The 24,417-nt window shown below is 53.5% G+C and carries 24 protein-coding genes; 13 read left to right on the top strand and 11 right to left on the bottom strand.

The window, feature by feature from the left end; all coding sequences use genetic code 11:
- Positions 1-22: 22 nt before the first annotated feature.
- The 3 genes from MWU63_RS00655 to pdxH all read right to left on the bottom strand — a co-directional run bounded on the left by MWU63_RS00655 (position 23) and on the right by pdxH (position 1,754).
- Entirely contained in the window at positions 23-496 is a 474-nt protein-coding gene (locus MWU63_RS00655; RefSeq protein ID WP_213888080.1) for a DUF192 domain-containing protein, read from the bottom strand.
- Positions 493-1,026: a cold shock domain-containing protein gene (locus tag MWU63_RS00650; protein WP_213888081.1), complete on the bottom strand. Its 534-nt coding sequence runs from the start codon at positions 1,024-1,026 to the stop codon at positions 493-495. The genes MWU63_RS00655 and MWU63_RS00650 overlap by 4 nt, the downstream gene beginning before the upstream one ends.
- Positions 1,027-1,148: 122 nt before the next feature.
- Positions 1,149-1,754, bottom strand: coding sequence for a pyridoxamine 5'-phosphate oxidase (gene pdxH / locus MWU63_RS00645; RefSeq protein WP_213888082.1), 606 nt, complete (start codon positions 1,752-1,754; stop codon positions 1,149-1,151).
- 141 nt (positions 1,755-1,895) lie between these two features.
- On the opposite strand from pdxH, the gene fabI reads away from it, so the two are divergent.
- The 5 genes from fabI (at position 1,896) to trpE (ending at position 7,918) form a co-directional block, all read left to right on the top strand.
- The gene (fabI, locus tag MWU63_RS00640; RefSeq protein WP_213888083.1) at positions 1,896-2,714 is read left to right on the top strand and encodes an enoyl-ACP reductase FabI; all 819 of its coding nucleotides are present in this window, start codon (positions 1,896-1,898) and stop codon (positions 2,712-2,714) included.
- A gap of 11 nt (positions 2,715-2,725) precedes the next feature.
- Entirely contained in the window at positions 2,726-3,226 is a 501-nt protein-coding gene (gene gpt, locus MWU63_RS00635) for a xanthine phosphoribosyltransferase (RefSeq protein ID WP_213888084.1), read from the top strand.
- 80 nt (positions 3,227-3,306) lie between these two features.
- Entirely contained in the window at positions 3,307-4,485 is a 1,179-nt protein-coding gene (locus MWU63_RS00630; protein ID WP_247076838.1) for an aminotransferase, read from the top strand.
- Positions 4,486-4,545: 60 nt separating this feature from the next.
- Positions 4,546-6,396 (top strand): peptidyl-prolyl cis-trans isomerase, encoded by a 1,851-nt coding sequence (locus MWU63_RS00625; RefSeq protein ID WP_213888085.1) that lies wholly within the window; start codon positions 4,546-4,548, stop codon positions 6,394-6,396.
- A 10-nt stretch (positions 6,397-6,406) separates the two neighbouring features.
- Positions 6,407-7,918 carry an anthranilate synthase component I gene (gene trpE, locus MWU63_RS00620; protein WP_247076689.1) on the top strand — a complete coding sequence of 504 codons (1,512 nt, stop codon included), beginning with the start codon at positions 6,407-6,409 and terminating at the stop codon, positions 7,916-7,918.
- Between the two features lie 77 nt (positions 7,919-7,995).
- On the opposite strand, the gene MWU63_RS20450 is transcribed toward trpE, so the two are convergent.
- A complete protein-coding gene (locus tag MWU63_RS20450) occupies positions 7,996-9,507 on the bottom strand; it encodes a divergent polysaccharide deacetylase family protein (RefSeq protein ID WP_213888086.1) in 1,512 nt (503 codons plus the stop codon).
- 123 nt (positions 9,508-9,630) lie between these two features.
- Between MWU63_RS20450 and MWU63_RS00610 the strand changes: the two genes are divergently transcribed.
- The 6 genes from MWU63_RS00610 to lexA all read left to right on the top strand — a co-directional run bounded on the left by MWU63_RS00610 (position 9,631) and on the right by lexA (position 14,478).
- Positions 9,631-10,212, top strand: a complete 582-nt coding sequence (locus MWU63_RS00610; protein ID WP_213888087.1) for an aminodeoxychorismate/anthranilate synthase component II — start codon at positions 9,631-9,633, stop codon at positions 10,210-10,212.
- Positions 10,209-11,228: an anthranilate phosphoribosyltransferase gene (gene trpD, locus MWU63_RS00605; RefSeq protein ID WP_213888088.1), complete on the top strand. Its 1,020-nt coding sequence runs from the start codon at positions 10,209-10,211 to the stop codon at positions 11,226-11,228. The genes MWU63_RS00610 and trpD overlap by 4 nt, the downstream gene beginning before the upstream one ends.
- Entirely contained in the window at positions 11,225-12,037 is an 813-nt protein-coding gene (gene trpC / locus MWU63_RS00600; RefSeq protein WP_213888089.1) for an indole-3-glycerol phosphate synthase TrpC, read from the top strand. Before trpD ends, trpC begins: the two co-directional genes overlap by 4 nt.
- Complete coding sequence (gene moaC / locus MWU63_RS00595; protein WP_247076687.1) at positions 12,038-12,514, top strand: cyclic pyranopterin monophosphate synthase MoaC; 477 nt, start codon at positions 12,038-12,040, stop codon at positions 12,512-12,514. It abuts the gene before it with no gap.
- Positions 12,514-13,686, top strand: coding sequence for a gephyrin-like molybdotransferase Glp (gene glp, locus MWU63_RS00590; RefSeq protein ID WP_213888091.1), 1,173 nt, complete (start codon positions 12,514-12,516; stop codon positions 13,684-13,686). The genes moaC and glp overlap by 1 nt, the downstream gene beginning before the upstream one ends.
- Before the next feature lie 102 nt (positions 13,687-13,788).
- Positions 13,789-14,478 carry a transcriptional repressor LexA gene (lexA, locus tag MWU63_RS00585; RefSeq protein ID WP_213888092.1) on the top strand — a complete coding sequence of 230 codons (690 nt, stop codon included), beginning with the start codon at positions 13,789-13,791 and terminating at the stop codon, positions 14,476-14,478.
- A gap of 5 nt (positions 14,479-14,483) precedes the next feature.
- On the opposite strand, the gene MWU63_RS00580 is transcribed toward lexA, so the two are convergent.
- Complete coding sequence (locus tag MWU63_RS00580) at positions 14,484-16,523, bottom strand: ComEC/Rec2 family competence protein (protein ID WP_247076685.1); 2,040 nt, start codon at positions 16,521-16,523, stop codon at positions 14,484-14,486.
- A 77-nt stretch (positions 16,524-16,600) separates the two neighbouring features.
- On the opposite strand from MWU63_RS00580, the gene gltX reads away from it, so the two are divergent.
- Both gltX and gltA read left to right on the top strand, forming a co-directional pair.
- Positions 16,601-18,016: a glutamate--tRNA ligase gene (gene gltX / locus MWU63_RS00575; protein WP_213888094.1), complete on the top strand. Its 1,416-nt coding sequence runs from the start codon at positions 16,601-16,603 to the stop codon at positions 18,014-18,016.
- Positions 18,017-18,072: 56 nt separating this feature from the next.
- Entirely contained in the window at positions 18,073-19,368 is a 1,296-nt protein-coding gene (gltA, locus tag MWU63_RS00570) for a citrate synthase (protein WP_213888095.1), read from the top strand.
- 94 nt (positions 19,369-19,462) lie between these two features.
- Here the strand turns inward: gltA and MWU63_RS00565 are convergent, their stop codons facing one another.
- From MWU63_RS00565 to MWU63_RS00540, 6 genes are all read right to left on the bottom strand, one after another.
- Complete coding sequence (locus MWU63_RS00565) at positions 19,463-19,786, bottom strand: hypothetical protein (RefSeq protein ID WP_213888096.1); 324 nt, start codon at positions 19,784-19,786, stop codon at positions 19,463-19,465.
- A gap of 50 nt (positions 19,787-19,836) precedes the next feature.
- Positions 19,837-20,613 carry an enoyl-CoA hydratase-related protein gene (locus tag MWU63_RS00560; RefSeq protein ID WP_213888097.1) on the bottom strand — a complete coding sequence of 259 codons (777 nt, stop codon included), beginning with the start codon at positions 20,611-20,613 and terminating at the stop codon, positions 19,837-19,839.
- A 66-nt stretch (positions 20,614-20,679) separates the two neighbouring features.
- Positions 20,680-21,126 (bottom strand): cytochrome c-type biogenesis protein, encoded by a 447-nt coding sequence (locus tag MWU63_RS00555; RefSeq protein ID WP_213888098.1) that lies wholly within the window; start codon positions 21,124-21,126, stop codon positions 20,680-20,682.
- 4 nt (positions 21,127-21,130) lie between these two features.
- A complete protein-coding gene (locus MWU63_RS00550; protein WP_213888099.1) occupies positions 21,131-23,101 on the bottom strand; it encodes a heme lyase CcmF/NrfE family subunit in 1,971 nt (656 codons plus the stop codon).
- 67 nt (positions 23,102-23,168) lie between these two features.
- Entirely contained in the window at positions 23,169-23,747 is a 579-nt protein-coding gene (locus MWU63_RS00545; protein ID WP_213888100.1) for a holin family protein, read from the bottom strand.
- Positions 23,738-24,349: a holin-associated N-acetylmuramidase gene (locus tag MWU63_RS00540; RefSeq protein WP_213888101.1), complete on the bottom strand. Its 612-nt coding sequence runs from the start codon at positions 24,347-24,349 to the stop codon at positions 23,738-23,740. Before MWU63_RS00540 ends, MWU63_RS00545 begins: the two co-directional genes overlap by 10 nt.
- Positions 24,350-24,417 lie beyond the last annotated feature (68 nt).

Here is a 24,417-nt window from a genome sequence, read left to right as displayed (position 1 = left end):
CACTCGAAGATAAAGAAAAGCCCTAAGGTGCATCACAAGGCCAACTAATTTTGTCTCCGGCAAAAAATGGGTGCCTAAGCTCAGATCCGACTGTGATTCCAAACGCCTGCGCCAAACCGGCATTAATTTCCAGAACCGCGACAACGCCTTCGCCACCATCAATTTGTGTCAAATCCTGCGGAATGGCGTCCTCATGAATATAGCTCACGCGTCCCGTTGCATCGAGAAACAGCATATCTAACGGAATCAGAGTGTTTTTCATCCAAAAGGTTGCCCGGTGCGGAGAGTCGTACAAAAACAACATTCCCGCGCCCGATGCCATCTGCGAGCGATGCATCAGCCCTTGCGCCCGTTCGGCGGGATCATCCGCGACTTCCACCGTGAATCGCGCTTTTCCCCAGTCGCCTCGCAAATCGACCTGAGTGTCCGAACAGTCAGCGATTGCTGCGGTAGCGTAAACCGAAGACGCAAGGAAGCAAAGGAAAGCACGCCTCATTCGTTTTCACGCAAAGCATTCTCCCATGAGACAACATGAGTCGCCATCCGGCCACGACTGCCATCTGTCACCCGCAGACCGACAGCCTCGCCCGGCATTAAATCTGCAAGACCGGAGCGTCGCAGAATCTCAATGTGGATAAAAACATCTTCCGGTCGGCCAAAAACATTGGCAAATCCAAAACCCTTGGTTTTATCGAACCATTTGACGCGCGCCGGTTCGAGTGGTGCAGACATATTGTCAGCCTGCAACAACGCATCTTGCTCTGAAAACGCAGTCTCATAACCCGATTCAGGCGGTAGAATATCTGTAATCTCTACGGCCTGAATGCCCCGCTCCGTTTCTTGCACAACAACAATAATGCTTGCCATATCTGCAACAGAGCTTTGTCCAAAATTGCGCAGGACATTTGCATGGAGCAAAATATCAGGGCCACCTTCATCGGCGACAACAAACCCGAACCCTTTTGTCGGATCAAACCACTTTATCGTACCCTGAACGGTGCGTCCTTCTGGATTTTCTTCAGTCATACCCGTTACGCTCTTCGTATTCTAAAAACACCCACCGCGATCCAAGTTGTGGCCACACAAATCTGTAGTTGCAAGGTGCAAAACGTAGATTTTACACCATTGTGATTCACGAAGCGCGAAATTCAGGGGTTCAGACGCGCTATTTTCCACTCAGAATTCCCGTCTGGGCGGGTCCATTTGAAACGATCATGCAACCTGAACGGTCCATCGGCCCAGAATTCAATTTCAACCGGCAAAATTCTGAAACCGCCCCAAAATGGCGGGCGCTCTGGGTTTATGCCGTGCTTCGCGGTCATTTTTGCAACTTCCCCAACCAGTTCTGTTCGGGAACTCAGTGGCCGTGATTGTTTAGATGCCCAAGCCCCAAGTCGGCTTTTGAGTGAGCGGGAGGCGTAATATTCATCCGCCTTGGGGCCTTCTTCCTTCTCAACCAACCCGCGCACCCGAATTTGGCGTCGCAGTGATTTCCAGTGTATCACAAAGGCCGCTTTGCCCGAATGTTTGATTTCAGAACTCTTCTGGCTTTCATAATTCGTATAGAAAACAAAGGCATCTGTTTCGATGTCCTTGAGCAACACCATACGCGCGTTTGGCAAACCATTCTGGTCCGCGGTTGCCAGTGCAATTGCGTTTGCATCATTTGGCTCTTGCTTTTCAGCCTCCTCCAGCCAGCTTCGCGCTATTTCAAAAGGGTCGTCCCCAGCAAAAATTCCCGTTCTATCGGTCATAAGCGGCCTCTTTAATCTAGTTTCAGTTTCTCACCTCACCTTGTCAGAACCTCTCTTCGGAGTCGGACTGAGGCTTGAAGCGCCAAACGCAATCGCCTACACGTCTTCCCTTATAGTTTATTGCGTGGCAAGGGACCGGACATGGCAAAAAAAATAATGGAAGGCAAACGTGGCCTAATTATGGGCGTGGCGAACGATAAATCAATCGCCTGGGGTATTGCCAAGGCCTGTGCGGAACATGGTGCGGAACTTGGTTTGACTTACATGGGCGATGCCTTCAAGAAACGGGTCGAACCTTTGGGTGCCGAACTTGGCGTTACACAACTCATTGACTGTGACGTTTCGGACCCCGACTCAATCGATGCGGCCTTCGCGCAGATTGAACGCGAGTGGGGCAAGCTGGATTTTCTTGTACACGCTATCGGTTTTTCTGACAAAAACGAATTGCGCGGCCGCTATGTTGATACAAGCCCGGAAAACTTCAGAATGACGATGGATGTGTCAGTCTATTCCTTCACGGCAGTTGCCCAACGCGCCGAAAAACTGATGACTGACGGGGGCTCCATGCTAACGCTGACCTACTACGGCGCAGAGCAGGTCATGCCACATTACAATGTCATGGGTGTTGCAAAAGCCGCGCTGGAAGCCTCGGTCAAATATCTGGCTGAAGATCTGGGTAAGGACAATATCCGCGTCAATGCAATCTCTGCCGGGCCAATCAAAACCCTGGCCGCAAGCGGTATTGGTGATTTCCGTTACATCATGAAATGGAACGAACTGAACTCTCCTCTGCGCCGGAATGTAACACAGGACGAAGTTGGCAAATCAGCCGTTTATCTACTGTCTGATCTTGGGTCGGGGGTGACTGGCGAAAACCTGCACGTCGACGCCGGGTATCACATTGTTGGCATGAAAGCTGTCGACGCGCCCGATATTGATGCTGTTTCCGGCCGCAAATAAGGAAGACAGAGATGACCGAACGTTTGCCCCACGAAAAAGGCTTTCATATCAGCTGGGATCAAATTCACCGGGATGCGCGCGCGCTTGCCTGGCGGCTTGATGGGCAAGGCCCTTTTGACGGAGCCTGGAAAGCGATTGTCGCAATCACCCGCGGTGGTATGGCCCCTGCAATGATCATCGCGCGTGAACTCGATGTTCGGACCGTCGATACGATTTCAGTTAAATCTTATGACCACCAGACACAGGCAGATGCGAAAGTTTTGAAATCTCCTGATCTGGAACTGGTGGGGGATGGCGAAGGTATTCTGATCATCGATGATCTGGTTGATACCGGAAAAACACTGAAAGTTGTGCGCGACCTGCTGCCAAAAGCGCATTTCGCAACAGTTTACGCAAAGCCCAAAGGCCGACCAATGGTGGATTCATTCATCACCGAGGTTAGCCAGGACACATGGATTTTCTTCCCGTGGGATATGGCTTTGCAATATGTAGAACCTTACCGCGGAGCATAGTTGCTCTAAGACTTTATGCAGTTACCTTCTACCCGAACTGGCTTGCGTAATACGGTGGACTCTTTAAGGAGTATTAAATGATGTCGCTCCCCCTCAATCCACGTTTTGCCGCAACTTTCCCCCCGCCCGTGATGGAAGCACGCCGTTGGCTAGAGGCGGCAACCTTCAGCAAAGATCGTCCCCTCATCAATGTGAGCCAGGCCGCCCCAGTGGATGCGCCACCACCCGCGTTGTGCAAGGTGATTGCGGAAGCCGCGCTCACCCAACCCGAAAGCCATCTCTATGGCCCGGTTCTTGGATTGCCGGAACTGAGAGCGGAGGTTGCTAACCAATGGTCGGTTGCCTATGGCGGAGACATTCGTGCCGACGAAGTTGCAATTACATCAGGGTGCAATCAGGCCTTTGCTGCAACAATTGCCACTCTGGCCGGCGAAGGGGACGAGGTGATTCTTCCGACCCCTTGGTATTTTAATCACAAAATGTGGCTCGATATGCAGGGGGTAAAAACGGTGCCGCTGCCCACAGGTGAAACCCTGTTGCCTGAGCCGGATCAGGCGGCCAAACTTGTTACGCCGCGGACCCGCGCAATTGTGCTTGTCACACCGAACAATCCGGGCGGCGTTGAATACCCCGCGGCATTAGTGCGTGCCTATGCAAACCTTTGCCGCAGGAACAACATCGCACTGATCGTCGACGAAACCTACCGCGATTTTGATTCCCGGACCGGCGCGCCGCATGATCTGTTCACTGACCCGGACTGGCAGGATACGCTGATACAACTTTATTCATTCTCTAAGGCCTATCGACTCACCGGCCACAGGGTTGGCGCGATGGTCGCTGCGCCTTCACGCCTGGCCGAGGCGGAAAAATTTCTCGATACCGTTACCATCTGCCCAAACCAGCTTGGCCAGATTGCGGCCCTTTGGGGGATGCGCAATCTTGGAGACTGGCTCGCGGGTGAGCGGCTCGAGATTCTTGACAGGCGCACGGCGATCACGGAGGGGTTTTCTGTTTTGACGGGCTGGCGTTTGTTAGGATGTGGCGCATATTTCGCCTATGTTGAGCATCCTTTTGAAATGAATTCAGATGTTGTGGCGCGAAAATTGGTAGAAGACGCCGCTGTTTTGCTGCTGCCCGGCACGATGTTTACGCCCGAAAATAATCCTGCGGGAAAGCGCCAATTGCGTATCGCATTTGCCAATATAGACCGTGCCGGAATAGGTGCTCTTTTCGACAGGCTGAAATCGGTCGCACTCTGAGCCTTGCCCCCCTGCGTTGAACCGCCTAAACAACCTCAATCGATTTTGCAGGAGTGACTTATGACGGGCGGTAAAACAGGCAGTGTTTCCAAACTATTTGTCTGGATCATCCTTCTTCTTCTGATTGTTGGGCTAGGTGGCTTTGGCGTCAGTAACTTCGGCGGCTCTGTGCGCAGTATCGGGGCTGTTGGAGACAAAGAAATCAGCGTTGATGACTATGCGCGGGCACTCCAGCAGGAATTGCGCGCCTTTCAAGCACAAACAGGCCAGACCCTGCCGCTTCAACAAGCCCGGGTTTTTGGCCTTGATCAGAACGTCATTCAGCGGCTCATTGCAACTGCCGCCCTTGATAACGAAACAGCACGGATCGGTTTATCAGTCGGAGATGAGCAAGTACGCCGCCAGTTACTTGATATTGCCGCGTTTCAAGGGATCGACGGGCAGTTTGACCGCGACGCGTATAGATTTGCCTTACAACAGTCGAATCTGAACGAGCGGGAATACGAAACCAGAATAAGAGAAGAAACCGCGCGTACCTTATTGCAAGGCGCCGTGATTGGCGGGGTCGAACCGTCAGAGACCTTTGCGAACAGCATTTTGAATTACGTTGCTGAAAGACGGACCTTTACGTGGATCAGACTGGACGAGTCGTCTTTGGTTTCGCCTTTACAAGAACCGTCAGAAGAAGATCTTACCACCTACTATCAGGCGAACACTGCCGATTTTACCGAGCCCGAGAAAAAGCGCATCAGTTATGTCTGGATTGCGCCTGATATGATTTTGGACACAATCGAAATTGATGATGAAGCATTGCGCGCGCTTTACGACTCGCGGATCGAGGAATTTGTCATTCCAGAACGCCGCCTGATAGAACGCCTTGTTTTTGCAAACCAATCTGACGCGGATGCAGCAGACCAACGCTTGAATTCCGGCGAAATCAGTTTCGACGATTTGGTCGCAGAACGCGGCCTTTCCTTGACGGATATTGACCTTGGGGACGTTACAAAAAGCGAACTCGGCGCAGCAGGAGAAACCCTTTTTGAACTGACGGAACCGGGTGTTACGAATCCCCTGTCATCATCGTTGGGGCCAGCGATTTTCCGCATGAACGGAATTCTTCCGGCGCAAGAAACGACCTTTGAAGAAGCCCGCAGATCATTGGTCGACGAATTTGCGCTTGATCGTGCCAGACGGATCATTGCTGATGGCGCCACCAACATCGACGATCTGTTGGCAGGCGGTGCCTCGCTCGAGGAAATTGCGGAAGAAACCGAAATGCGCTTGGAAAAAATCGACTGGTGGGATGGTTTGGGTGAACGGATCGCCTCCTACAACAGCTTTCGCGATGCAGCCAGAGACGTGAACGACGGGGATTTCCCAGAACTCCTCGAACTGGAAGATGGCGGATATTTCGCACTGCGTCTGGATGACCTTATCGACCCAACGCTAAGCCCTATTGATGAAGTGCGTGACAAGGTTGTCAGCGGTTGGGAAAACCAACAGACAGAAGCGCGCTTGCTCGAGCTTGCAGAACAGTTGAGCGGCCAGATTGCAGAAGGTGTTCTTCCTGAAAGCCTTGGCCTGAGCGGGACCCTTGCCAGCGACCTCACACGCGATGGTTTCATTGAAGGTGCGCCCGACAGCTTTGTGACCGATGTCTTCGGTATGGCAAAAGGTGATGTAACGATTATCGAGGGTTTTGGCGCGGTTTACATCGTGCGGCTTGATTCGATCGACCCGCCAGATCAGACATCACCCGATACCGAGTCGCTGCAGGCAAACCTTGATCAGCAAATTGTGCAATCCGTTTCACAGGACATCTTCGAGGCTTACGCGCGTGCCTTGCAAAACTCTGCTGGTCTAAGCCTTAACCAAACGGCAATCACCGCCGTGAACGCACAGTTTCCGTAGAGGACTGATTGTGACGCTGACACCCTCTTTTTCGGACTTCGAAACCGGATATAACGAAGGCCACAATCAGGTGGTCTACACACGGCTTGCGGCAGATCTCGATACTCCTGTGTCTTTGATGCTGAAACTCGCTGGTGCGCGCAAAGACAGCTTTATGCTTGAAAGCGTGACAGGTGGCGAAATTCGCGGGCGTTACTCGATCGTTGGCTTGAAACCGGACCTGATCTGGGAATGTCGCGGAACATCTGCACGCATAAACCGCGAAGCGCGCTTTGAGACAGATAATTTTCAGGAAATACCCGAAGAACCGCTTGCAAGCCTTCGGTCGCTGATTGCCGAAAGCCGCATTGATATGCCTGATGATCTGCCCTCTTCGGCGGCGGGGCTGTTTGGCTACCTTGGTTACGACATGATCCGGCTTGTCGAACATCTGCCCAACGTCAATCCTGATCCGCTTGGCCTGCCCGATGCTATGATGCTGCGTCCGTCTGTTGTGGCGGTGCTGGATGGTGTTAAGGGCGAGGTCACCGTGGTGTCACCCGCCTGGGTCGCGTCTGGCATGAGCGCGCGCGCAGCCTATGCACAAGCCGCTGAACGCGTGATGGACGCCGTGCGCGACCTTGAACGCACGGCATCTGGTGAAACTCGCAATCTGGGGGGCGAAGCAGAACTTGGCCCCCTCACTTCGAATTTCACCCACGATGGGTATTTGGCAGCCGTCGACAAGGCCAAGGAATACATCCGTGCGGGGGATATTTTTCAGGTTGTGCCAGCACAGCGCTGGACCCAGGACTTTCCACTGCCGCCTTTTGCGCTTTACCGCAGTCTGCGCCGCACCAACCCGTCGCCCTTTATGTTCTATTTCAATTTTGGCGGCTTTCAGGTCGTCGGGGCCAGCCCCGAAATTCTCGTCCGGGTTTTTGGGCGTGAGGTTACGATCCGCCCCATAGCAGGAACACGCCCGCGCGGGGCCACGCCAGCGCAAGATAAAGCGCTCGAGGCCGACTTGCTTTCAGATCAGAAAGAGTTGGCAGAACATCTGATGCTGCTGGATCTTGGGCGTAATGACGTGGGCCGCGTTGCCAAGGTTGGTACGGTACGCCTCACCGAAGAATTCATCGTTGAACATTACAGCCACGTCATGCACATCGTTTCCAACGTTGTGGGTGAACTGGCCGATGACCAGGATGCGCTTTCCGCGTTTTTCGCCGGGATGCCAGCAGGCACAGTTTCAGGCGCCCCTAAAGTGCGCGCAATGGAAATTATTGACGAGCTGGAACCTGAAAAGCGTGGTGTCTATGGTGGTGGCTGCGGTTACTTCGCCGCCAATGGTGACATGGATATGTGTATCGCATTGCGAACAGCGGTGGTGAAAGACGAAAAGCTTTATATTCAGGCAGGTGGCGGCGTTGTCTACGACAGCGACCCGGAGGCCGAGTATCAGGAAACCGTCAACAAATCCAAAGCCATACGTAAGGCCGCTGAAGACGCAGGCCGCTTTACCCGCACCACAAACAACTGATTAGCGCATTGTTCTGGCGCGATTAACTGTCCAAGCAACACCTCATAGCCGCATCATTCACGCCATTCCGCGCCAGTCTAAGATTGTGACTTCAGGATAGCCGAGATGGGTGCGATTGCCATGTTGGCAGCCTTGTCTTCCAAGCCCCAGGACAGCAACCCGGAAATGCTGTCACTGTAAAGATGTCCAACCATAATAACCGAACCTTCCTGCTGAGCGCGGAACGCTGCCCTGTCCATGTAGCGCCGGATGACCGGGCCGCTTTCGCGGTTACTGTCAAATTCCCGAAAGGCAAGTGCCACCGGAACTTCGTTTCGCGCTGCGACCTGTTCGATCGCATTCAAACCCTTGCTGAGGGCAACAAGACCATGGCCGCTTTCGGCAAGTATCTGCGCAACCTGCTGTGCCCGGTTTCGGTCAGACCCGATCTGTCCCGCGTCAAACACCGCAACCGCGTCAGGCAGGGCTGAGAGCGCACTTTGTAGGACAATTTCCACATCGCTGTTGGTCGCACCCTCGGGCAACCGAAGATACAACATCACCTCGAAACCAGCCTCTCTGTAGCGTGCAGAACGTGCGCCCGCATCGGGCAGCGCGCCATCCACAGCGAAACTAACGGGAAACGGCAAACGCGCGGCCAGATCCGCGTCGATGCCTTCGTTCCCGTCGTCTATCAATATGATAGAGAATAGCGGTTTATTGTCCGGGTTCTCAAAAGGAATTGAGTTTGCCTCCAAAGCGCTTTTCGGCAATTCTTCCGTTGCTTCGCTGGCTGTTTCATCTGTGTTGTCCGCATCTTCTCCGATACGAGGCAGTCTGTTTGTTGTCACGTTTGGCGCCAGATCGCTGATCTCGGGGACTGGCATACGGATAACGGGAGGATCAACAACAGTTGGTGCCTCGCTCACCTCTGGGGTTTGAGGCTCAGCAATTTCAGGTGCCGGCTCCTCACTGATCTCAGGCTGTACGACGGCGATGTCTTCGCCTTCTTGCAAATCCGTAGGTTGGCTTGCAGCTTCTTCCGAAACGGAAGGTTCCTCGATCTGTGGAATCACAGCCTCTTGAACTTCAGGGGCTGGTACGGTTTCCTGATCTATTTCCTCTTCAACTTGCGTCACAGATGGCGGTTCAGAAGATTCGTTCGAAACATTCGGAACCGCAGTTTCTGCCGGTGTCACCGGAACCGCAGAAACCGTCGGCTGATTTGCAACATTATCCTGTTCAACACTTACGCCGGTTTCAGACGCTCCTTCTTCAGGCACCGTAAGGCTGGCCTGAGGACTGCTCACTTCACTCGGAGCGGCGACAGACTCCTGCTCCAGGCTTGGCGCGCTTCGATCTTCTTCTACCAATGGAGGCGACAGGCTTGGCCCGGTAGCAATATCTTCCACATGTTCGGTTTGCGGAACCACTGGTTCCGTCTCGGGTTTTGCCTGATCAAATTCGGACCCTGCGGGCACTTCCACCTCGCGCGCCTGCGGCGCGCCGGCCACGCCGGGTGGTAAATCTGCCAACTGAGAAACGATCACCATCAAAAAGCAACCGATTGCGGTTCCCCACAAAATACCTGAAATAAATCCGCGTCCCACAGCATTCTCCGTCTGTTTCTGCTCAATTCACATACCGCTCAGGTCTTGACCCTATTGCAGCACTCTGAACATGTATACCTCGACTGAAGCGGGTGTTCACCCCTAATTGATGAAAGCCGGACAATGCTGCTCCTAATCGACAACTATGACAGCTTTACTTACAACCTTGTTCACTATCTAGGCGAACTTGGTGCCGAAGTTGTTGTACGCCGAAATGATGCTCTTGATGTTCAAGAGGCGATGGCCATGCGCGCTGATGCGATTCTCTTGTCACCCGGGCCTTGCGATCCCGCGCAGGCAGGCATTTGCCTTGCCCTGACCGAGGCGGCAGCAGAAACCAAAATCCCATTACTTGGTGTTTGTCTTGGCCATCAGACGATTGGCGAAGCCTTCGGTGGCAAAGTTGTGCGCTGCCACGAAATCGTGCATGGGAAGATGGGCACGATGCACCACGCTGGAACAGGCGTATTTGCAGGGCTACCCTCGCCGTTTGAAGCGACACGATACCATTCCCTTGTCGTTGAACGTGAAAGCCTGCCAGAGTGCCTCGAGGTGAACGCATGGCTTGAAGATGGGACGATCATGGGACTCAGGCACAAGTCGCTACCAATCCACGGTGTCCAGTTTCACCCGGAATCAATTGCTTCAGAACATGGCCATAAGTTGCTGCAAAACTTTCTAAACACGGTAAAGGTGGCCGCATGAGCGACGCATTAAAACCTCTTATCGGCGCTGCCGCTGACCGGGCTTTGACGCGCGCCGAAGCAGAGATCGCCTTTCAGATTTTATTTGAAGGTGAAGCAACGCCCAGCCAGATTGGCGGGTTGCTAATGGCGATGCGTACGCGGGGCGAAACGGTTGAGGAATTTGCCGCTGCCGCCGCCGTAATGCGCTCTAAATGCCTTGCTGTGAATGCGCCCGAAGGTGCGATGGACATTGTCGGTACCGGTGGGGATGGCAAAGGCACGCTGAATATTTCCACTGCGACAGCGTTTGTTGTGGCTGGTGCTGGTGTCTGTGTTGCAAAGCACGGCAACCGCAACCTGAGCTCCAAATCAGGGGCTGCTGATGCGCTTGGTCAGCTTGGCATCAATGTCATGGTTGGCCCGCCAGTTGTAGAGCGCGCCCTGAAGGAGGTCGGCATCGGATTTATGATGGCCCCGATGCACCACCCGGCAATGGCGCATGTTATGCCGACCCGCACAGAACTTGGCACGCGCACAATTTTCAACATTCTTGGCCCGCTGACCAACCCTGCCGGGGTGAAACGCCAGTTAACCGGGGCCTTTTCGCGCGATCTGATTCGGCCAATGGCCGAAACATTGTTAGCACTCGGATCTGAAAAGGCATGGCTCGTGCATGGCGCTGACGGAACAGACGAACTGTCAATCGCAGGCACAAGCTGGGTTGCCGCGCTTGAGGATGGCGCGGTATTTGACCGTGAATTACACCCCGAAGAAGCAGGGTTACCTCTTCATCCGTTTGAAGCAATCCTTGGCGGCACGCCCGAAGAAAACGGGCGGGCGTTTAACGCGCTGCTTGATGGTGCGCCTTCCGCGTATCGCGACGCCGTTTTGCTTAACGCCGCCGCAGCACTTGTTGTAGCCGGAGTGGCGCATGATCTCCCAGAAGGGGTCGATATGGCCCGGGCTTCTATCGATTCAGGCGCGGCCAAATCCAAGGTTATTGGCCTTGCGCACATTACATCGGAGCCCCAATGACAGGAACCGTTCTTGATAAGATCAAAGCTTACAAGCTTGAAGAAGTCGCCGCGCGCAAGGCCGAGCGTCCATTTGCCGAGGTCGAGGCAGCCGCACGCGAAGCTTCGCCAACGCGCGGATTTGCGCAGTCGTTGGTACGGGCAACGCACACTGGTTATGGTTTAATCGCCGAAATTAAGAAAGCGAGCCCGTCCAAGGGCCTGATCCGCGCGGATTTTGACCCGCCTACGCTTGCAAAAGCCTATGAGGCGGGCGGCGCGACCTGTTTGAGTGTTCTGACCGACGCACCGTCCTTTCAGGGGGCTGACGCCTTTCTTACGGCCGCGCGAAATGCGACCTCCCTGCCCGCTTTGCGCAAAGATTTCATGTATGACCCGTATCAGGTCGCAGAGGCGCGCGCGCTCCACGCGGACTGTATATTGATCATCATGGCCAGCGTAAGTGACGCCCAGGCCACCGAACTTGAAGATGCAGCCATAGGCTGGGATATGGACGTTCTCGTCGAAGTTCATAACGAGGAAGAACTTGACCGCGCTGCCACGCTTAAATCTTCGCTGTTGGGTATTAACAATCGAGACCTCAAAACATTTGAAACATCGCTCGACACAACACGGCGCCTGTCGCGTCTCGCGCCAGCCGAAAAGGTTCTTGTGTCTGAGAGCGGCCTGAATTCGCCCGCTGATCTTGCAGATATGGCGCGGTACGGGGCGCGCGTGTTTTTGATTGGCGAGAGCCTGATGCGGCAGGAAGATGTGGCTACGGCGACTCGTGCGCTGCTCGCGAACCCGTTAATGCCCGGGGGGATGTAGATGAGTGGATTGACCCATTTTGATGGCAAGGGTGACGCCCATATGGTCGACGTGTCTGAAAAGGCCGTCACAACGCGCGTTGCTATTGCGGCTGGTTGCGTTAAGATGTCACGTGAAACCCTTGAAACTATTATAGAAGGTCGAGCGAAAAAAGGCGATGTTCTTGGAGTCGCACGACTTGCCGGTATCATGGGGGCGAAAAAAACCTCTGAACTGATCCCGCTCTGTCACCCTTTGCCCATAACGAAAGTTGCGGTTGAGCTTTCACCAGACAGTGATTTGCCGGGTATAATGATCGAGGCAACCGTAAAAACAACCGGCCAGACCGGCGTTGAAATGGAAGCCCTTACAGCGGTTACGACAGCCGCGCTGACCCTTTATGACATGGTAAAAGCCGTTGATAAGTCCATGGTCATTTCCGATGTCCGCCTGATCCTGAAAGAAGGCGGAAAATCAGGGCGTTACGAGGCAAAATAATGATTACTGTCGCTGAGGCGCTTGAACGGGTCTTATCTCTTTTTGAACCGCTTGAACCTGAAATCGTACCATTGGCAGCAACCTGTGGACGCGTTCTTGCCCAGCCGGTAACCGCAAACCGTAGTCAGCCGCCATTCGCAGCCTCGGCAATGGATGGTTACGCCCTTATGGGTGTTGAGGCAGAACCAGACGCAATGTTCAAAGTGATCGGGGAATCTGCGGCCGGACACGGATTTGACGGGGTCGTTAAAGCGGGTCAGGCAGTGCGTATTTTTACCGGCGCTCCGCTTCCAACCGGTGCGACGCGCGTCATCATTCAGGAAGATGTCAATCGAAGCGGTGATGTCATCACCTTGAAACACGAACTGGATCAGAAAGATTATATTCGCCCTGCCGGTGCTGATTTCAGCAAAGGTGATACAATCAAGGCGCCCCGTCTCATTTCGCCCAGCGATGTTGCCCTGTTTGCATCGATGAACCTTCCTGCTGTTCCTGTGGCACGGCGACCTGTCGTAGCGCTGATTGCGACAGGTGATGAACTGGTCATGCCAGGCGATGTTCCAAATCAGGATCAGATCATCGCATCGAACAGTTTCGGGTTGAAAGCGTTGTTCGAACAGCACGGTGCTGAGGTTCGTATGCTTCCGATTGCAAGCGATACAGAAGGTTCGCTCCGCACAGCATTTGAATTGACCAAAGGTGCTGATCTTATCGTCACAATCGGTGGAGCCTCGGTCGGTGACCACGATCTTGTTGGGAAAGTTGCAACCGATCTTGGAATGGAACGCGCATTTTACAAGGTGGCCATGCGCCCCGGAAAACCCCTGATGGCGGGTAAACTTTCTCGCACCCCAATGGTTGGCTTGCCGGGAAACCCGGTTTCGTCAATGGTTTGTGGTCATATCTTCATCTTACCAGCTTTGCGCAAACTACAGGGGCTTCCGGAACAACCCGCAGCATTGTTAAAAGCAGAGCTCGCCGCGCCTTTGGGCCAAAACGGCCCTCGGGAACATTATATGCGTGCCAAGGTAAGTGACGGAGAAATCACCGCTTTTGCGCGTCAGGACAGTTCCCTGCTAACAGTTCTGGCAGACGCCAATGCGCTTTTGGTACGTGAACCCCATGATCCGGCAAAAGAAGTTGGAGCAATGGTCAGCTACCTGCTGCTCTAGCGTATTTCCATTAGAAATGTTGACACAAAAAGGGAACATGGGTAGAACATGTCCTGAACACCCATGAGGAACATGGGGTATTCGGGCGAGAGGATTATTGAGATGCTTACCAAGAAGCAATTGGAATTGCTCAGTTTTATCAACAAGCGGGTACAGCGCGATGGCGTTCCACCTTCTTTTGACGAAATGAAAGAGGCGCTGGACCTCCGATCAAAGTCAGGTATTCACCGTTTGATCACCGCGCTGGAAGAGCGTGGCTTTATCCGGCGACTTGCCCACCGTGCCCGTGCAATAGAAATCGTGAAACTGCCCGAAACTCTTGGCGGAACAGGGTTTCAACCTCGGGTGATCGAAGGTGACAAACCTGAAGCGACACCCGCTTTGGCGATGCAAATTGAAAAAACACATGCCCTTGAGCTGCCCGTTTTAGGGCGTATTGCTGCAGGTGTCCCGATCGAAGCGATAAGCGAAGCGTCCCGCAGTGTTGCGGTCCCGGGCCAGATGCTAACAAGCAAAGACCCGCATTACGCGCTTGAAGTCAAAGGCGACTCGATGATCGACGCCGGGATCAACGATGGTGATGTTGTCGTTATTCGGGAAACGAACACCGCTGATAATGGGGATATCATTGTCGCGTTGATCGAAGGATATGAGGCGACTCTCAAAAGGTTCCGTCGCAAAGGTAATATGATCGCGCTTGAAGCGGCGAACCCAGCCTATGAAACGCGTGTGCTGCCGCAGAACCAGGTTAAAGTTCAGGGACGGCTCGTCGGATTGATCCGCACCTACTAGACACATCAACGCCGGGTCCAAAGCCTGTTTCCAGCGCGTTCTGCTGCCGTGACGCGCCTTACGCCAGTCGGCTCTACATAAATCGCAATGCTGCCGTTCTGAGCAAAGTAACCCGCATCCAGAAATTCGCAATCTCCGCCCGGCTTTTCCTGGGCAATCATGGTTATTACCCATCGACCGCCAGAGCATGCGCTTTCAATATGCGGTGTTGCCGCTTTACCAGGGAGATGAAGAAACGCCACACCGCCAAGCGTAAAGCGTGTCCCATTCTCAGAAAATTCAAAACCTCTACGCGCATATGCCGCGTCCTGATCTGCGGCGTCGCCATCATTCTCAAGCCAGCTTAGCGTAGTAAAACCGTCGCCTCGCGGCTTGTTCAGTGCGCGCCCCTGATCGGTCATCAGCCCAATCAAGCCACCCGTCTCTGATATTAACAACTGAGGTCGTTCAGTTTCTGCCCAAAGGAAAAAGCCAGCGGCAAGGCCCAAAATTCCGAGCAAGCGCGGCTTTCCAGCCCACAGAACCAGAAACAATGCACCAAGTACAATGAGCGGCAGAACGATAGGGTCCGGCGTTACGATTTGAATGGCCGCGCCTTCCAGATTTGCCACCCAATCCGCGACAGCAAGAATCCACTTTATCCCAAGCCGCATGACGACAAAGCCAACCCAACTAAGCCCAAATGGCGTTAGCAGCAACGCAACAACCGCAGACGGGATCACAACACTACCCATCATCGGAACCGTAAGCAGATTGGCGAGCAGCCCATACTGCGCAATTTGGTTGAAATGCGCGGCCGCAATTGGCGCGGTTGCAACGCCAGCAACGGCCGAGGACACAAGCAACGCCAGAACAGGACGCAACGCTTTTGTAATCTTCCAAGTCTGCCAGTTCTGTAGTGTTCCAAAAACAGCGACCAGCGCGGTTGTCGCGGCAAATGACATTTGGAAACCCGGGCCAATCAGGCTTTGGGGATACAGAACCAGCACGATCATCGCTGCAACGGCCACAGCCCGCAACGTCAGCGCACGCCTGTCAAAACAAACGGCAGTCAACATAACCGCGACCATAATGTAGGCGCGCACGGTTGCAATACTTCCGCCCGAAAGCAAAAGATACCCTGTCGCAACGCAAAGTGCCGCGACCGCCGAGATTTTCTTGACCGGCAGCCGCAGCGCTAAGAATGGTAGCAGTGCCAACCCATACCGTAGGAACGCAAATACAAAAGCCGTAAGCAAACCCATGTGAAGCCTCGATATCGCGAGCAGATGTGCAAGGTTCGAGCGGCGCAGGTTCTCCATCGTTTCGGTGCTGATAGCACTTCGGTCCCCGGTCATGATCGCAGCCGCGAACGCGCCCGCCTCACCTGGAACCGCGTTCTGGATGGCGTGCGAATAGTCTTGCCGAAGCTTTCTGATCTTCAGTGCGGCATTCCCGGGCGTCGGCGGGCTAAGAACCAGAACTGGGCTGCGCGTGTATCCCACCGCACCAAGGCGCTCGAACCACGCCTTGCGTCGAAAGTCAAAACCACCCGGCTCTGCCGGACCCTGTGGTGGCGAAAGATGCCCCGTCAAAATGACTGTTGCGCCAATTTCGCCAAGAAAGATGCTGTTTCTGTCATGGAGCGATACACGCACCCGGTGCGGGGTATGCGTTACGTTTTCCAGAACAACATGATCGAGTGTTATCCGTAACTTATTGCTTTGTGATCGGTCGATGTTAACGACCCGGCCCTCAATCGGTCCGTAATACCGAAATCCAAGTTTTGGTGCGTCTGCTCTGTGGGCGTGAACCCCCGCCACAACCACACCGGCAAGTATCAACGCAAGGCTGAGGATTACGGGGGACATTTCTTCGTTTGACAGGCGCGCCAGGCCCAGCAAAAACAGGACCCCGAGGGTGAGCAAAAGAAAGGCGATACCCTGTGGCTCTTCTGACAAACCAAAGTAAGTACCAATTCCAACACCCAGACAAACCGGGGTCCAGGGAAACAAATACCCCCTTTGCGTCGCCAACAGATGAAAGGGGTTGAGAACGCGGCGCACCCTTGTCCTAAGCCTCCGGTCTCACTAAAACAGCCTGAACGCTAATCTCCTTTTGGTTTCCAGAAAGTTAACGCCCAATGTCAGAGCGCCCAGTCGTTACCCGTTTTGCCCCGTCGCCCACTGGATCTTTGCATATCGGTGGTGCGCGAACGGCGTTGTTTAACTGGCTATATGCGCGTGGTCGCGGCGGAAAGTTTCTGCTTCGCATAGAAGATACTGATCGGGCACGCTCTACCCCAGAAGCAACCGCAGCAATCTTACATGGGCTGGAATGGCTTGGGCTGGATTATGACGGTGAAGCCGTTAGCCAATTTGAATGCGCAGACCGCCACGCCGAAGTTGCACATGCGATGCTTGCCTCCGGCCATGCTTACAAGTGTTTTTCTACCCAGGAAGAAATCGCTGCCTTTCGTGAACAGGCAAAAGCAGCAGGGACATCAACGCTGTTTCAAAGCCCGTGGCGGGACGCAGATCCATCAACGCACCCGGATGCGCCATTTGTCATTCGCGTCAAAGCGCCCCGCGAAGGGGAAACCGTGATCGATGATCGGGTGCAGGGCCGTGTCACTTTTCGAAACAGCACACTCGACGACATGATTTGTTTACGTTCAGATGGCACACCGACCTACATGCTGGCAGTTGTTGTTGATGATCACGACATGGGAGTGACCCATATCATACGCGGGGATGATCACCTGGCTAACGCTGCGCGTCAGACGATGGTCTACAATGCGATGGGGTGGGATGTGCCTGTCTGGGCGCATATCCCGCTTATTCACGGTGCCGATGGCAAGAAACTCTCAAAACGCCACGGCGCACTAGGTGTCGGAGAGTATCAGGCGATGGGGTATTCTGCCGCTGGCATGCGCAACTATCTGGCGCGCCTTGGCTGGAGCCATGGGGATGACGAGTTTTTCACAGACGAACAGGCAATATCCTGGTTCAATCTGGAGGGAATTGGCAAATCCCCTGCCCGCTTTGATTTCAAAAAACTTGAAAATCTTTCAGGTCAGCACATCGCAAAAACAGAAAATGCTGCACTGCTGCATGAAATCGCCTCTTATTTGGACGCAAAAGAAGAGCAACCGCTCACAGCGGATCAAATGACTGCGCTCAGTCGTGCATTATACTGTGTAAAGGAAAGGGCCAAAACCTTTGGCGAACTCATTGATAAAGCTCATTTTGTTTTAGGATCACGTCCGTTTATCCCCGATGAAAAAGCACAGAAATCGCTTGATAATGTATCCCATAGTATACTGTTTGAATTGACGCCGCAGCTGCAAAATGCTACATGGTCCCGAGACGACTTGGAAGCCGCAGTGACGCATACCGCTGAGCAGCATGACCTTACACTTGGAAAGCTAGCAGCCCCTCTTCGGGCGGTACTAACCGGAAGGGCTGTGTCGCCGAGCGTTTTCGATATTATGCTCGTGATAGGGCGCGAAGAAACCCTTGCGCGGTTGCAAGACGCGATAAGCGCAAAAGCGCACTAAATGATAAACAAAGAGCCCACCCGATCCGCGGTCTGGGCGATATGAGAGGGAATTACATGGCCGAAAATAAGAAAACCGCAACGCTGAGTTTCGGCGACAAGACATTAGAATTACCGATCTATTCCCCCACTGCCGGACCAGATGTAATCGACATTCGCAAGCTCTATGCGCAGGGCAATGTTTTCACCTATGATCCTGGCTTCACCTCGACCGCGTCTTGCGATTCAACAATTACCTTCATCGATGGTGACAAAGGTGAACTGCTGCACCGCGGATATCCTATCGATCAGCTTGCAGAAAAATCGCATTACCTAGAGGTCTGTTATCTGCTGCTCTACGGCGAACTGCCAACCGCCGACGAGCTTGAAGATTTTGAGGCACGCGTCACCAACCACACGATGGTGCACGAACAGATGCACAATTTTTTCCGTGGGTTCCGGCGCGATGCGCATCCAATGGCGACAATGGTCGGGGTCGTTGGCGCGATGTCTGCCTTTTACCATGACTCAACCGATATCAACGACGAGTATCAACGCGAAGTTGCCTCAGTCCGGATGATCGCAAAACTGCCGACAATTGCGGCGATGGCTTTTAAATACTCGATTGGACAACCCTTTGTTTATCCGCGCAACGACCTGGACTATGCGTCAAACTTCCTGCGGATGTGTTTTTCCGTTCCGGCGGAAGACTATGAAGTAGATCCGATCCTGGCGCGCGCAATGGACCGGATTTTCACACTGCACGCCGACCACGAGCAAAACGCATCGACCTCTACAGTGCGTCTGGCCGGGTCTTCGGGCGCGAACCCATTTGCCTGTATTGCTGCTGGTATCGCATGTCTCTGGGGGCCAGCGCACGGTGGCGCAAACCAGGCATGTCTTGAAATGTTAAGGAATATTGGCACAGTTGACCGCATTCCGGAATTTATCGCGCGGGCAAAAGACAAGAATGATCCGTTCCGCCTAATGGGCTTTGGTCACCGGGTTTACAAAAACTTTGACCCGCGCGCCAAAGTGCTAAAACAATCCGCTGACGAAGTTTTGGAGCTTCTAGGTGTTGAAAACAACGAGACGCTGAAAGTCGCGAAGGAACTGGAAAAGATTGCATTGGAAGACAGCTATTTCGCCGAGAAAAAGCTCTACCCCAACGTTGATTTCTATTCTGGCATTATTCTGGATGCGATGGGTTTCCCCACTTCGATGTTCACGCCAATTTTCGCTTTGTCGCGCACCGTTGGCTGGATTTCGCAGTGGAAAGAAATGCTTGGCGATCCACAACTGAAGATCGGCCGGCCACGCCAGCTTTATCTTGGCGACACAAAGCGTAATTATGTGGATGTCGAAGAACGTTGATAGAACAAAGGCCGCCTTTCTGGCGGCCTTTTCATTTCTGTTTCTATAAGTTTACAGATGACTCTGCGTTCCTTGCTATGCACCGAACCCGCTCCTAGGGGTGAAAAACGATCATGATAGCAATAGCGATTGGGGCCAACCCGATGGCAGCGAGATAGGTTCCGACAACCGGAAGCCGCATTTTTCGGGCAAACTGAACGGCGCCAGGATCTGGTATTTCCTCAAAACGCTTGAACAGAAGATACTTGTTTAACGGCCAGGCGCGAACCAAATCACCATTCCCCATCACTGTCGGGCATCCTGCATGGTGCCAAAGCTTTGGATGGTTTTTCCTTGAGCGCGTTATAAATATCCACGATGTCAGGCTTTCGAGAACCACACAGAAAAAGAGTAGGCCTGCGAATGTCCAGAAAATCATTTTAAAACCCGTTTTCTTCCTGGCTCATTCTTTCAGTGACCGACCGATTTTCAACGCCCTTCGTAGCGTGCTGGCCGTTTTTCCAGAAATGCGAGAACACCTTCCTTGAAATCCCGGGTCTCACCGCATTCCCCTTGCAAATGCGCCTCAAGAGCCAGTTGTTCATCAAGGTTGTTGTCAAATGACCCGCGGATTGCCTTTTTAGCGTTTGAGTAGGCCACAGTTGGCCCCGCCGCGAGCTTTGCAGCGCGCCCATACCAATGATCTGCAAACTCTTCGTCTGACACCGCTTCCCAGATCATGCCCCAGTCACTGGCCTGACGTGCTGTAACCGGCTCTGCAAATAGTGCGGCACCCATTGCCTTGGCGGAACCCATCTGACGCGGCAACCAATATGTGCCACCAGCATCCGGGATAAGCCCGATCCGTGCAAAGGCCTGTAGGAATACAGCGCTTTCCGTTGCGATGACCACATCACAGGCCAAGGCAAGATTGGCCCCTGCCCCTGCCGCCGCACCGTTTACGGCGGCGATCGTGGGAATCGCGCAGTCAAAGATCGCCTTTAGCATCGGTACATATTCGTCCCTCAAGGTCCGTTCCAAATCGATATTGGCCGCGCTTCCACCATCGCCAAGATCCTGGCCGGAACAAAAGGCGCGTCCCTTGCCGGTCATCACAAGCACCCGCGCATTTTTTTCCGCCTCTTTCACCGCATGGGTAATTTCCGCACGCATTTGCGTGTTCAGCGCATTCATGACGTCGGGTCGATTGAGAGTCAGCACAGCCAGATCATCACGCACTGTCAGACGAATGGTTTGGTAATTCATCAGCAATCTCCCATATCTGATTGGATTTATATCCAGACGTACGGCCCTAGAAACAGTTACCTGACGTCACTCTTCCAGTATTTCCCGTAACCGGGCTTCATCTGCTTCTGACAGGGGGGCTTGCACCACTGTTTGACGCCTACGACGCAGATACAGGCCGCCTACGCCAAGCGACAAAAGAAGCATCACAGGGCCTGCAATCCATAGAATAATATTTGCACCGTCACTTTTGGGGCGCATCAGGACAACATCACCATAACGCGCCAAAAAGAAATCAAGAACCTCTGTATCTGTGTTGCCGCCTGAAACAAGCTCCCGCACCATCAAGCGTGCGTCCCGCGCCCAATCGGCGTTAGAAGAGGCGATGCTTTCAGACTGGCACTGTACGCAACGGATTTCATGATCAAGCGCTTGTGCACGTTCTTCCAAAACCGGATCAGCAAGCATCTCGTCTGGCTCCACAGCCCAGATCGGGCTCGCCAATAAGACCAATACAAGAATGATCCGTTTCATATACCTACTCCGCCGCGACGGGTACCGCTGATTTGCGTGCCCCCGCAGCCACACGGTAGCGCCTGTCACTCAGGCTGAGAAAGCCACCAAGCGCCATGATAATTGCGCCAGCCCAGATCCAGTTTGCGAATGGCTTAATATAGGTTCGCACCGCATAGCCTCCGCCGTCCTGCACATCCCCAATCACCAGATAGATATCGCGCAGCACACCGTTGTCGATTGCAGCTTCTGTTGTTGGCATCGCCGCCACAGGATAAACTCGCTTTTCGGGGAATAGTGTTGAGACATGCTTACCATTCCGAGTCACCGTCATTTCAGCCTGGGTGCTGAAATAATTCGGTCCCTGAACCTGCTCCACCTTTTCTAGTGTGATCTCATATTTCCCAACGGTGAAACCCTCGCCAATATTCGCAACGCGAATGTCTTCGATATCCCAGGCTGTCAACGCCGCAATTCCAAAGATCGTGACTCCCATCCCGGCATGCGCCACCGCTTTTCCCCAATCCGCACGCGGCAGTCTCGACATCCGTGCAAAACGCGCCCCAATCGCACCACGCCCGCTGCGCAGCCATAAATCCACGCAAGCACCAGAGACCAACCAGACACCCAGGAAAATCCCAACCGGTGCCAGCATCGACCTTTCAGTCTGCATAACCCAGACCAAAGCACCAATAGCAAAAGACAGGGCCAGAATGCCCCATAGTTTTTGCATTGCGCGACCAATCAAGGCCCTCTTCCATGGCAAGATCGCACCAATCGGCATAACTACGGCAAGTGCTACTATAAACGGTGTAAAAGCCAGATTGAAAAAGGGTGGGCCAACAGAAAGCGGGCGGTCAAACAAAAGCTCTGCCACCAAGGGCCAGATCGTTCCTACAAACACCACAAAGGCCGCAACGGCCAGCAGGATGTTGTTTAGCAGCAACGCACTTTCCCGGCTAACGACGGAGAAGACACCCTTCGCTTCCATGACACCCGCGCGCGCCGCGTAAAGGGTAAGCGCGCCCCCCATGAAAACACCCAGAATGATCAGAATAAAGACACCACGTTCCGGGTCATTCGCGAAAGCATGGACAGAGGTTAGAACGCCCGAACGTACGATGAATGTACCAATCAATGAAAAACCGAAGGCAAGGATCGCCAACAAAATCGTCCAGCTTTTTAAGCTTTCACGCTTTTCCACTACGATCGCCGAATGCAACAGCGCCGCCGCGATCAGCCAAGGCATGAAGCTCGCGTTTTCAACCGGGTCCCAGAACCAGAAACCGCCCCAACCCAGTTCATAATATGCCCACCAACTGCCTAGCGCTATGCCGATGGTCAGAAAAACCCAGGCTGCAAGTGTCCAGGGACGCACCCAACGCGCCCAAGCGGCGTCAACACGGCCCTCGATAAGTGCCGCGACGGCAAAGCTAAAGGACATCGATAGCCCAACATAGCCGAGATACAGAAACGGTGGATGAAAGGCCAAACCAGGGTCTTGCAGCAGCGGGTTCAGATCCTGACCATTCATCGGTGGAACCGCAAGACGCATAAACGGGTTTGAGGTAAACAAGATGAACGCGAGGAACGCGACCCCAATTGATGATTGCACCGCCAAAACCCGTGCTCGCAAACTTGGCGGAAGATTCCCTCCAAACCAAGCAGCACAAGCCCCGAATAGCGTCAGGATAAGCACCCAAAGAAGCATTGACCCTTCGTGGTTCCCCCAAACGCCCGAAATTTTGTAAAGCAGCGGTTTTGCTGTGTGGGAATTTGAGACCACCAACAACAATGAAAAATCCGAACTGACAAAAGCGTAGGTCAATGCAGCGAAGGAATATGCAATCAGCAAGAATTGAACCGTCGCAGCCGGTTCCGCCAGCGCCATCCAGCCTGACCATCCCTTTTGCGCCCCGATCATTGGAACAATCGTTTGCACGATAGCAACGGCGAAGGCGAGTATCAGTGCGAAATGGCCAAGTTCAATAAACATGAGGCGATCATAGGCGGCTTTGACAGGCGGGCCAACCGAATTGCGCAACACCAAATGGCGCGAAATGTCACAACTTTGTCAGGCGGCGCCATTCTTCGAGGGCGGGATTATTTGACGCGACAATAGCCCCTAATTCGAAACTTTGCTCTGAATCGGTTTTGGCGACACCGTTGGTTTGCGTTGCAAGCGTCTGCAATGCGCGGTTGTTTTCGACAACCTGCGGCACGCGGGCCAGAGATTGTGCTATCGAACGCTGAAACTCCTGCCCGACAAACTGATGCCGTGCACCGAAATAGAACGACACAATCGCGCCCAAAAGCCACCATAGCGGTTCTGGCACCAGGCTTAGGCCCTGCATTCGGGAAGCAAACCAAACAGGGTCTGTCATCGACAGGGTGAAGAGGAGCAGTATTCCAAAGGCCATAGCCGGACGTGGCATCCGGTTCACGCCGTCCATAACCCTGTCAAACCGCCCCTTTTCACGATCCGAGAATTCTTTCGCAAGTTGGTCTAATGCGCGCTCTTGCGCTTCGGCATCTCTTTTAGCACCGGCCTCTGCATTTTCGCGAAACACCTCAGCCGTTTCACGAACAACGTTTCGGCCTCCCCCAAAAACCAGCTCTAACAGATTTCCAATCAGTCCCATGCTGCTGTCCTTTCCTGATGTTTCTGTGCCGAAAGGTGGTATTTTGCGGAAATGAATTCTTCGGCCCTGACGATCCATCCCCCTTTTCCACCGTCCCTTCGACGCGCGTATTTGCGGCTTTTCGGGCGCACGTCAGCAAGGCTGTAATAGTAATTTCGCCTGGCGATCCCGTAGGCCTCATTAAGGAAGTTTTGTGCGGACTGTTGCGCTGCATTTGCGGCGCGTGACGTTTCTGAGCCAATAATCCCATCAACCTGTACAGAATGCCCCATTTCGACGAGCAAACGTTGAAGGATTTTAACCGCATTTGCGCCTGCGTTCACATGCATATCAAACACGCTGGCCTGAATTTGCGCAGGTAGGTTATCAATCCCGGGGCGTTTGAAGTAGTGTTCCAGAAAAATATCAACCGCCTGACGGCGACTTAACTGCGCAACGTCAACACTTGTGACCTGCCCATCTCCAGTCAGATCAATGCCAAGTCTGCGCATCGTGTGAAGGGTTACGCCAAATTTGGTCGCGCCACCTGGGTCATCCCGGTCATTCACATAGCCGCCTTCACGGGCGACGATGCTTTCTGCAATTTCTTTGGCGGTTCGCATAGTGCCTCCGTTGCTAAATTCGCATCAGAGGATGTTCAACCTGGGTTAACGAACGCCTTTTTCACAGT

It is taken from the genome of Pseudohalocynthiibacter sp. F2068 (assembly GCF_023015645.1).
GTDB classification, from domain to species: domain Bacteria; phylum Pseudomonadota; class Alphaproteobacteria; order Rhodobacterales; family Rhodobacteraceae; genus Pseudohalocynthiibacter; species Pseudohalocynthiibacter aestuariivivens.
The sequence above is the reverse complement of the archived record's forward strand: the minus strand, read 5'-3'. Positions and strand labels throughout refer to the sequence as shown.

Excerpts from the sequence above, each read along its gene's own strand:
- MWU63_RS00655 (WP_213888080.1), bottom strand. The coding sequence starts at position 496 with ATGAGGCGTGCTTTCCTTTGCTTCCTTGCGTCTTCGGTTTACGCTACC.
- MWU63_RS00650 (WP_213888081.1), bottom strand. The coding sequence starts at position 1,026 with ATGACTGAAGAAAATCCAGAAGGACGCACCGTTCAGGGTACGATAAAG.
- pdxH (WP_213888082.1), bottom strand. The coding sequence starts at position 1,754 with ATGACCGATAGAACGGGAATTTTTGCTGGGGACGACCCTTTTGAAATA.
- fabI (WP_213888083.1), top strand. The coding sequence starts at position 1,896 with ATGGCAAAAAAAATAATGGAAGGCAAACGTGGCCTAATTATGGGCGTG.
- gpt (WP_213888084.1), top strand. The coding sequence starts at position 2,726 with ATGACCGAACGTTTGCCCCACGAAAAAGGCTTTCATATCAGCTGGGAT.
- MWU63_RS00630 (WP_247076838.1), top strand. The coding sequence starts at position 3,307 with ATGTCGCTCCCCCTCAATCCACGTTTTGCCGCAACTTTCCCCCCGCCC.
- MWU63_RS00625 (WP_213888085.1), top strand. The coding sequence starts at position 4,546 with ATGACGGGCGGTAAAACAGGCAGTGTTTCCAAACTATTTGTCTGGATC.
- MWU63_RS00610 (WP_213888087.1), top strand. The coding sequence starts at position 9,631 with ATGCTGCTCCTAATCGACAACTATGACAGCTTTACTTACAACCTTGTT.
- trpD (WP_213888088.1), top strand. The coding sequence starts at position 10,209 with ATGAGCGACGCATTAAAACCTCTTATCGGCGCTGCCGCTGACCGGGCT.
- trpC (WP_213888089.1), top strand. The coding sequence starts at position 11,225 with ATGACAGGAACCGTTCTTGATAAGATCAAAGCTTACAAGCTTGAAGAA.
- moaC (WP_247076687.1), top strand. The coding sequence starts at position 12,038 with ATGAGTGGATTGACCCATTTTGATGGCAAGGGTGACGCCCATATGGTC.
- glp (WP_213888091.1), top strand. The coding sequence starts at position 12,514 with ATGATTACTGTCGCTGAGGCGCTTGAACGGGTCTTATCTCTTTTTGAA.
- lexA (WP_213888092.1), top strand. The coding sequence starts at position 13,789 with ATGCTTACCAAGAAGCAATTGGAATTGCTCAGTTTTATCAACAAGCGG.
- gltX (WP_213888094.1), top strand. The coding sequence starts at position 16,601 with ATGTCAGAGCGCCCAGTCGTTACCCGTTTTGCCCCGTCGCCCACTGGA.
- gltA (WP_213888095.1), top strand. The coding sequence starts at position 18,073 with ATGGCCGAAAATAAGAAAACCGCAACGCTGAGTTTCGGCGACAAGACA.
- MWU63_RS00565 (WP_213888096.1), bottom strand. The coding sequence starts at position 19,786 with ATGATTTTCTGGACATTCGCAGGCCTACTCTTTTTCTGTGTGGTTCTC.
- MWU63_RS00560 (WP_213888097.1), bottom strand. The coding sequence starts at position 20,613 with ATGAATTACCAAACCATTCGTCTGACAGTGCGTGATGATCTGGCTGTG.
- MWU63_RS00555 (WP_213888098.1), bottom strand. The coding sequence starts at position 21,126 with ATGAAACGGATCATTCTTGTATTGGTCTTATTGGCGAGCCCGATCTGG.
- MWU63_RS00550 (WP_213888099.1), bottom strand. The coding sequence starts at position 23,101 with ATGTTTATTGAACTTGGCCATTTCGCACTGATACTCGCCTTCGCCGTT.
- MWU63_RS00545 (WP_213888100.1), bottom strand. The coding sequence starts at position 23,747 with ATGGGACTGATTGGAAATCTGTTAGAGCTGGTTTTTGGGGGAGGCCGA.
- MWU63_RS00540 (WP_213888101.1), bottom strand. The coding sequence starts at position 24,349 with ATGCGAACCGCCAAAGAAATTGCAGAAAGCATCGTCGCCCGTGAAGGC.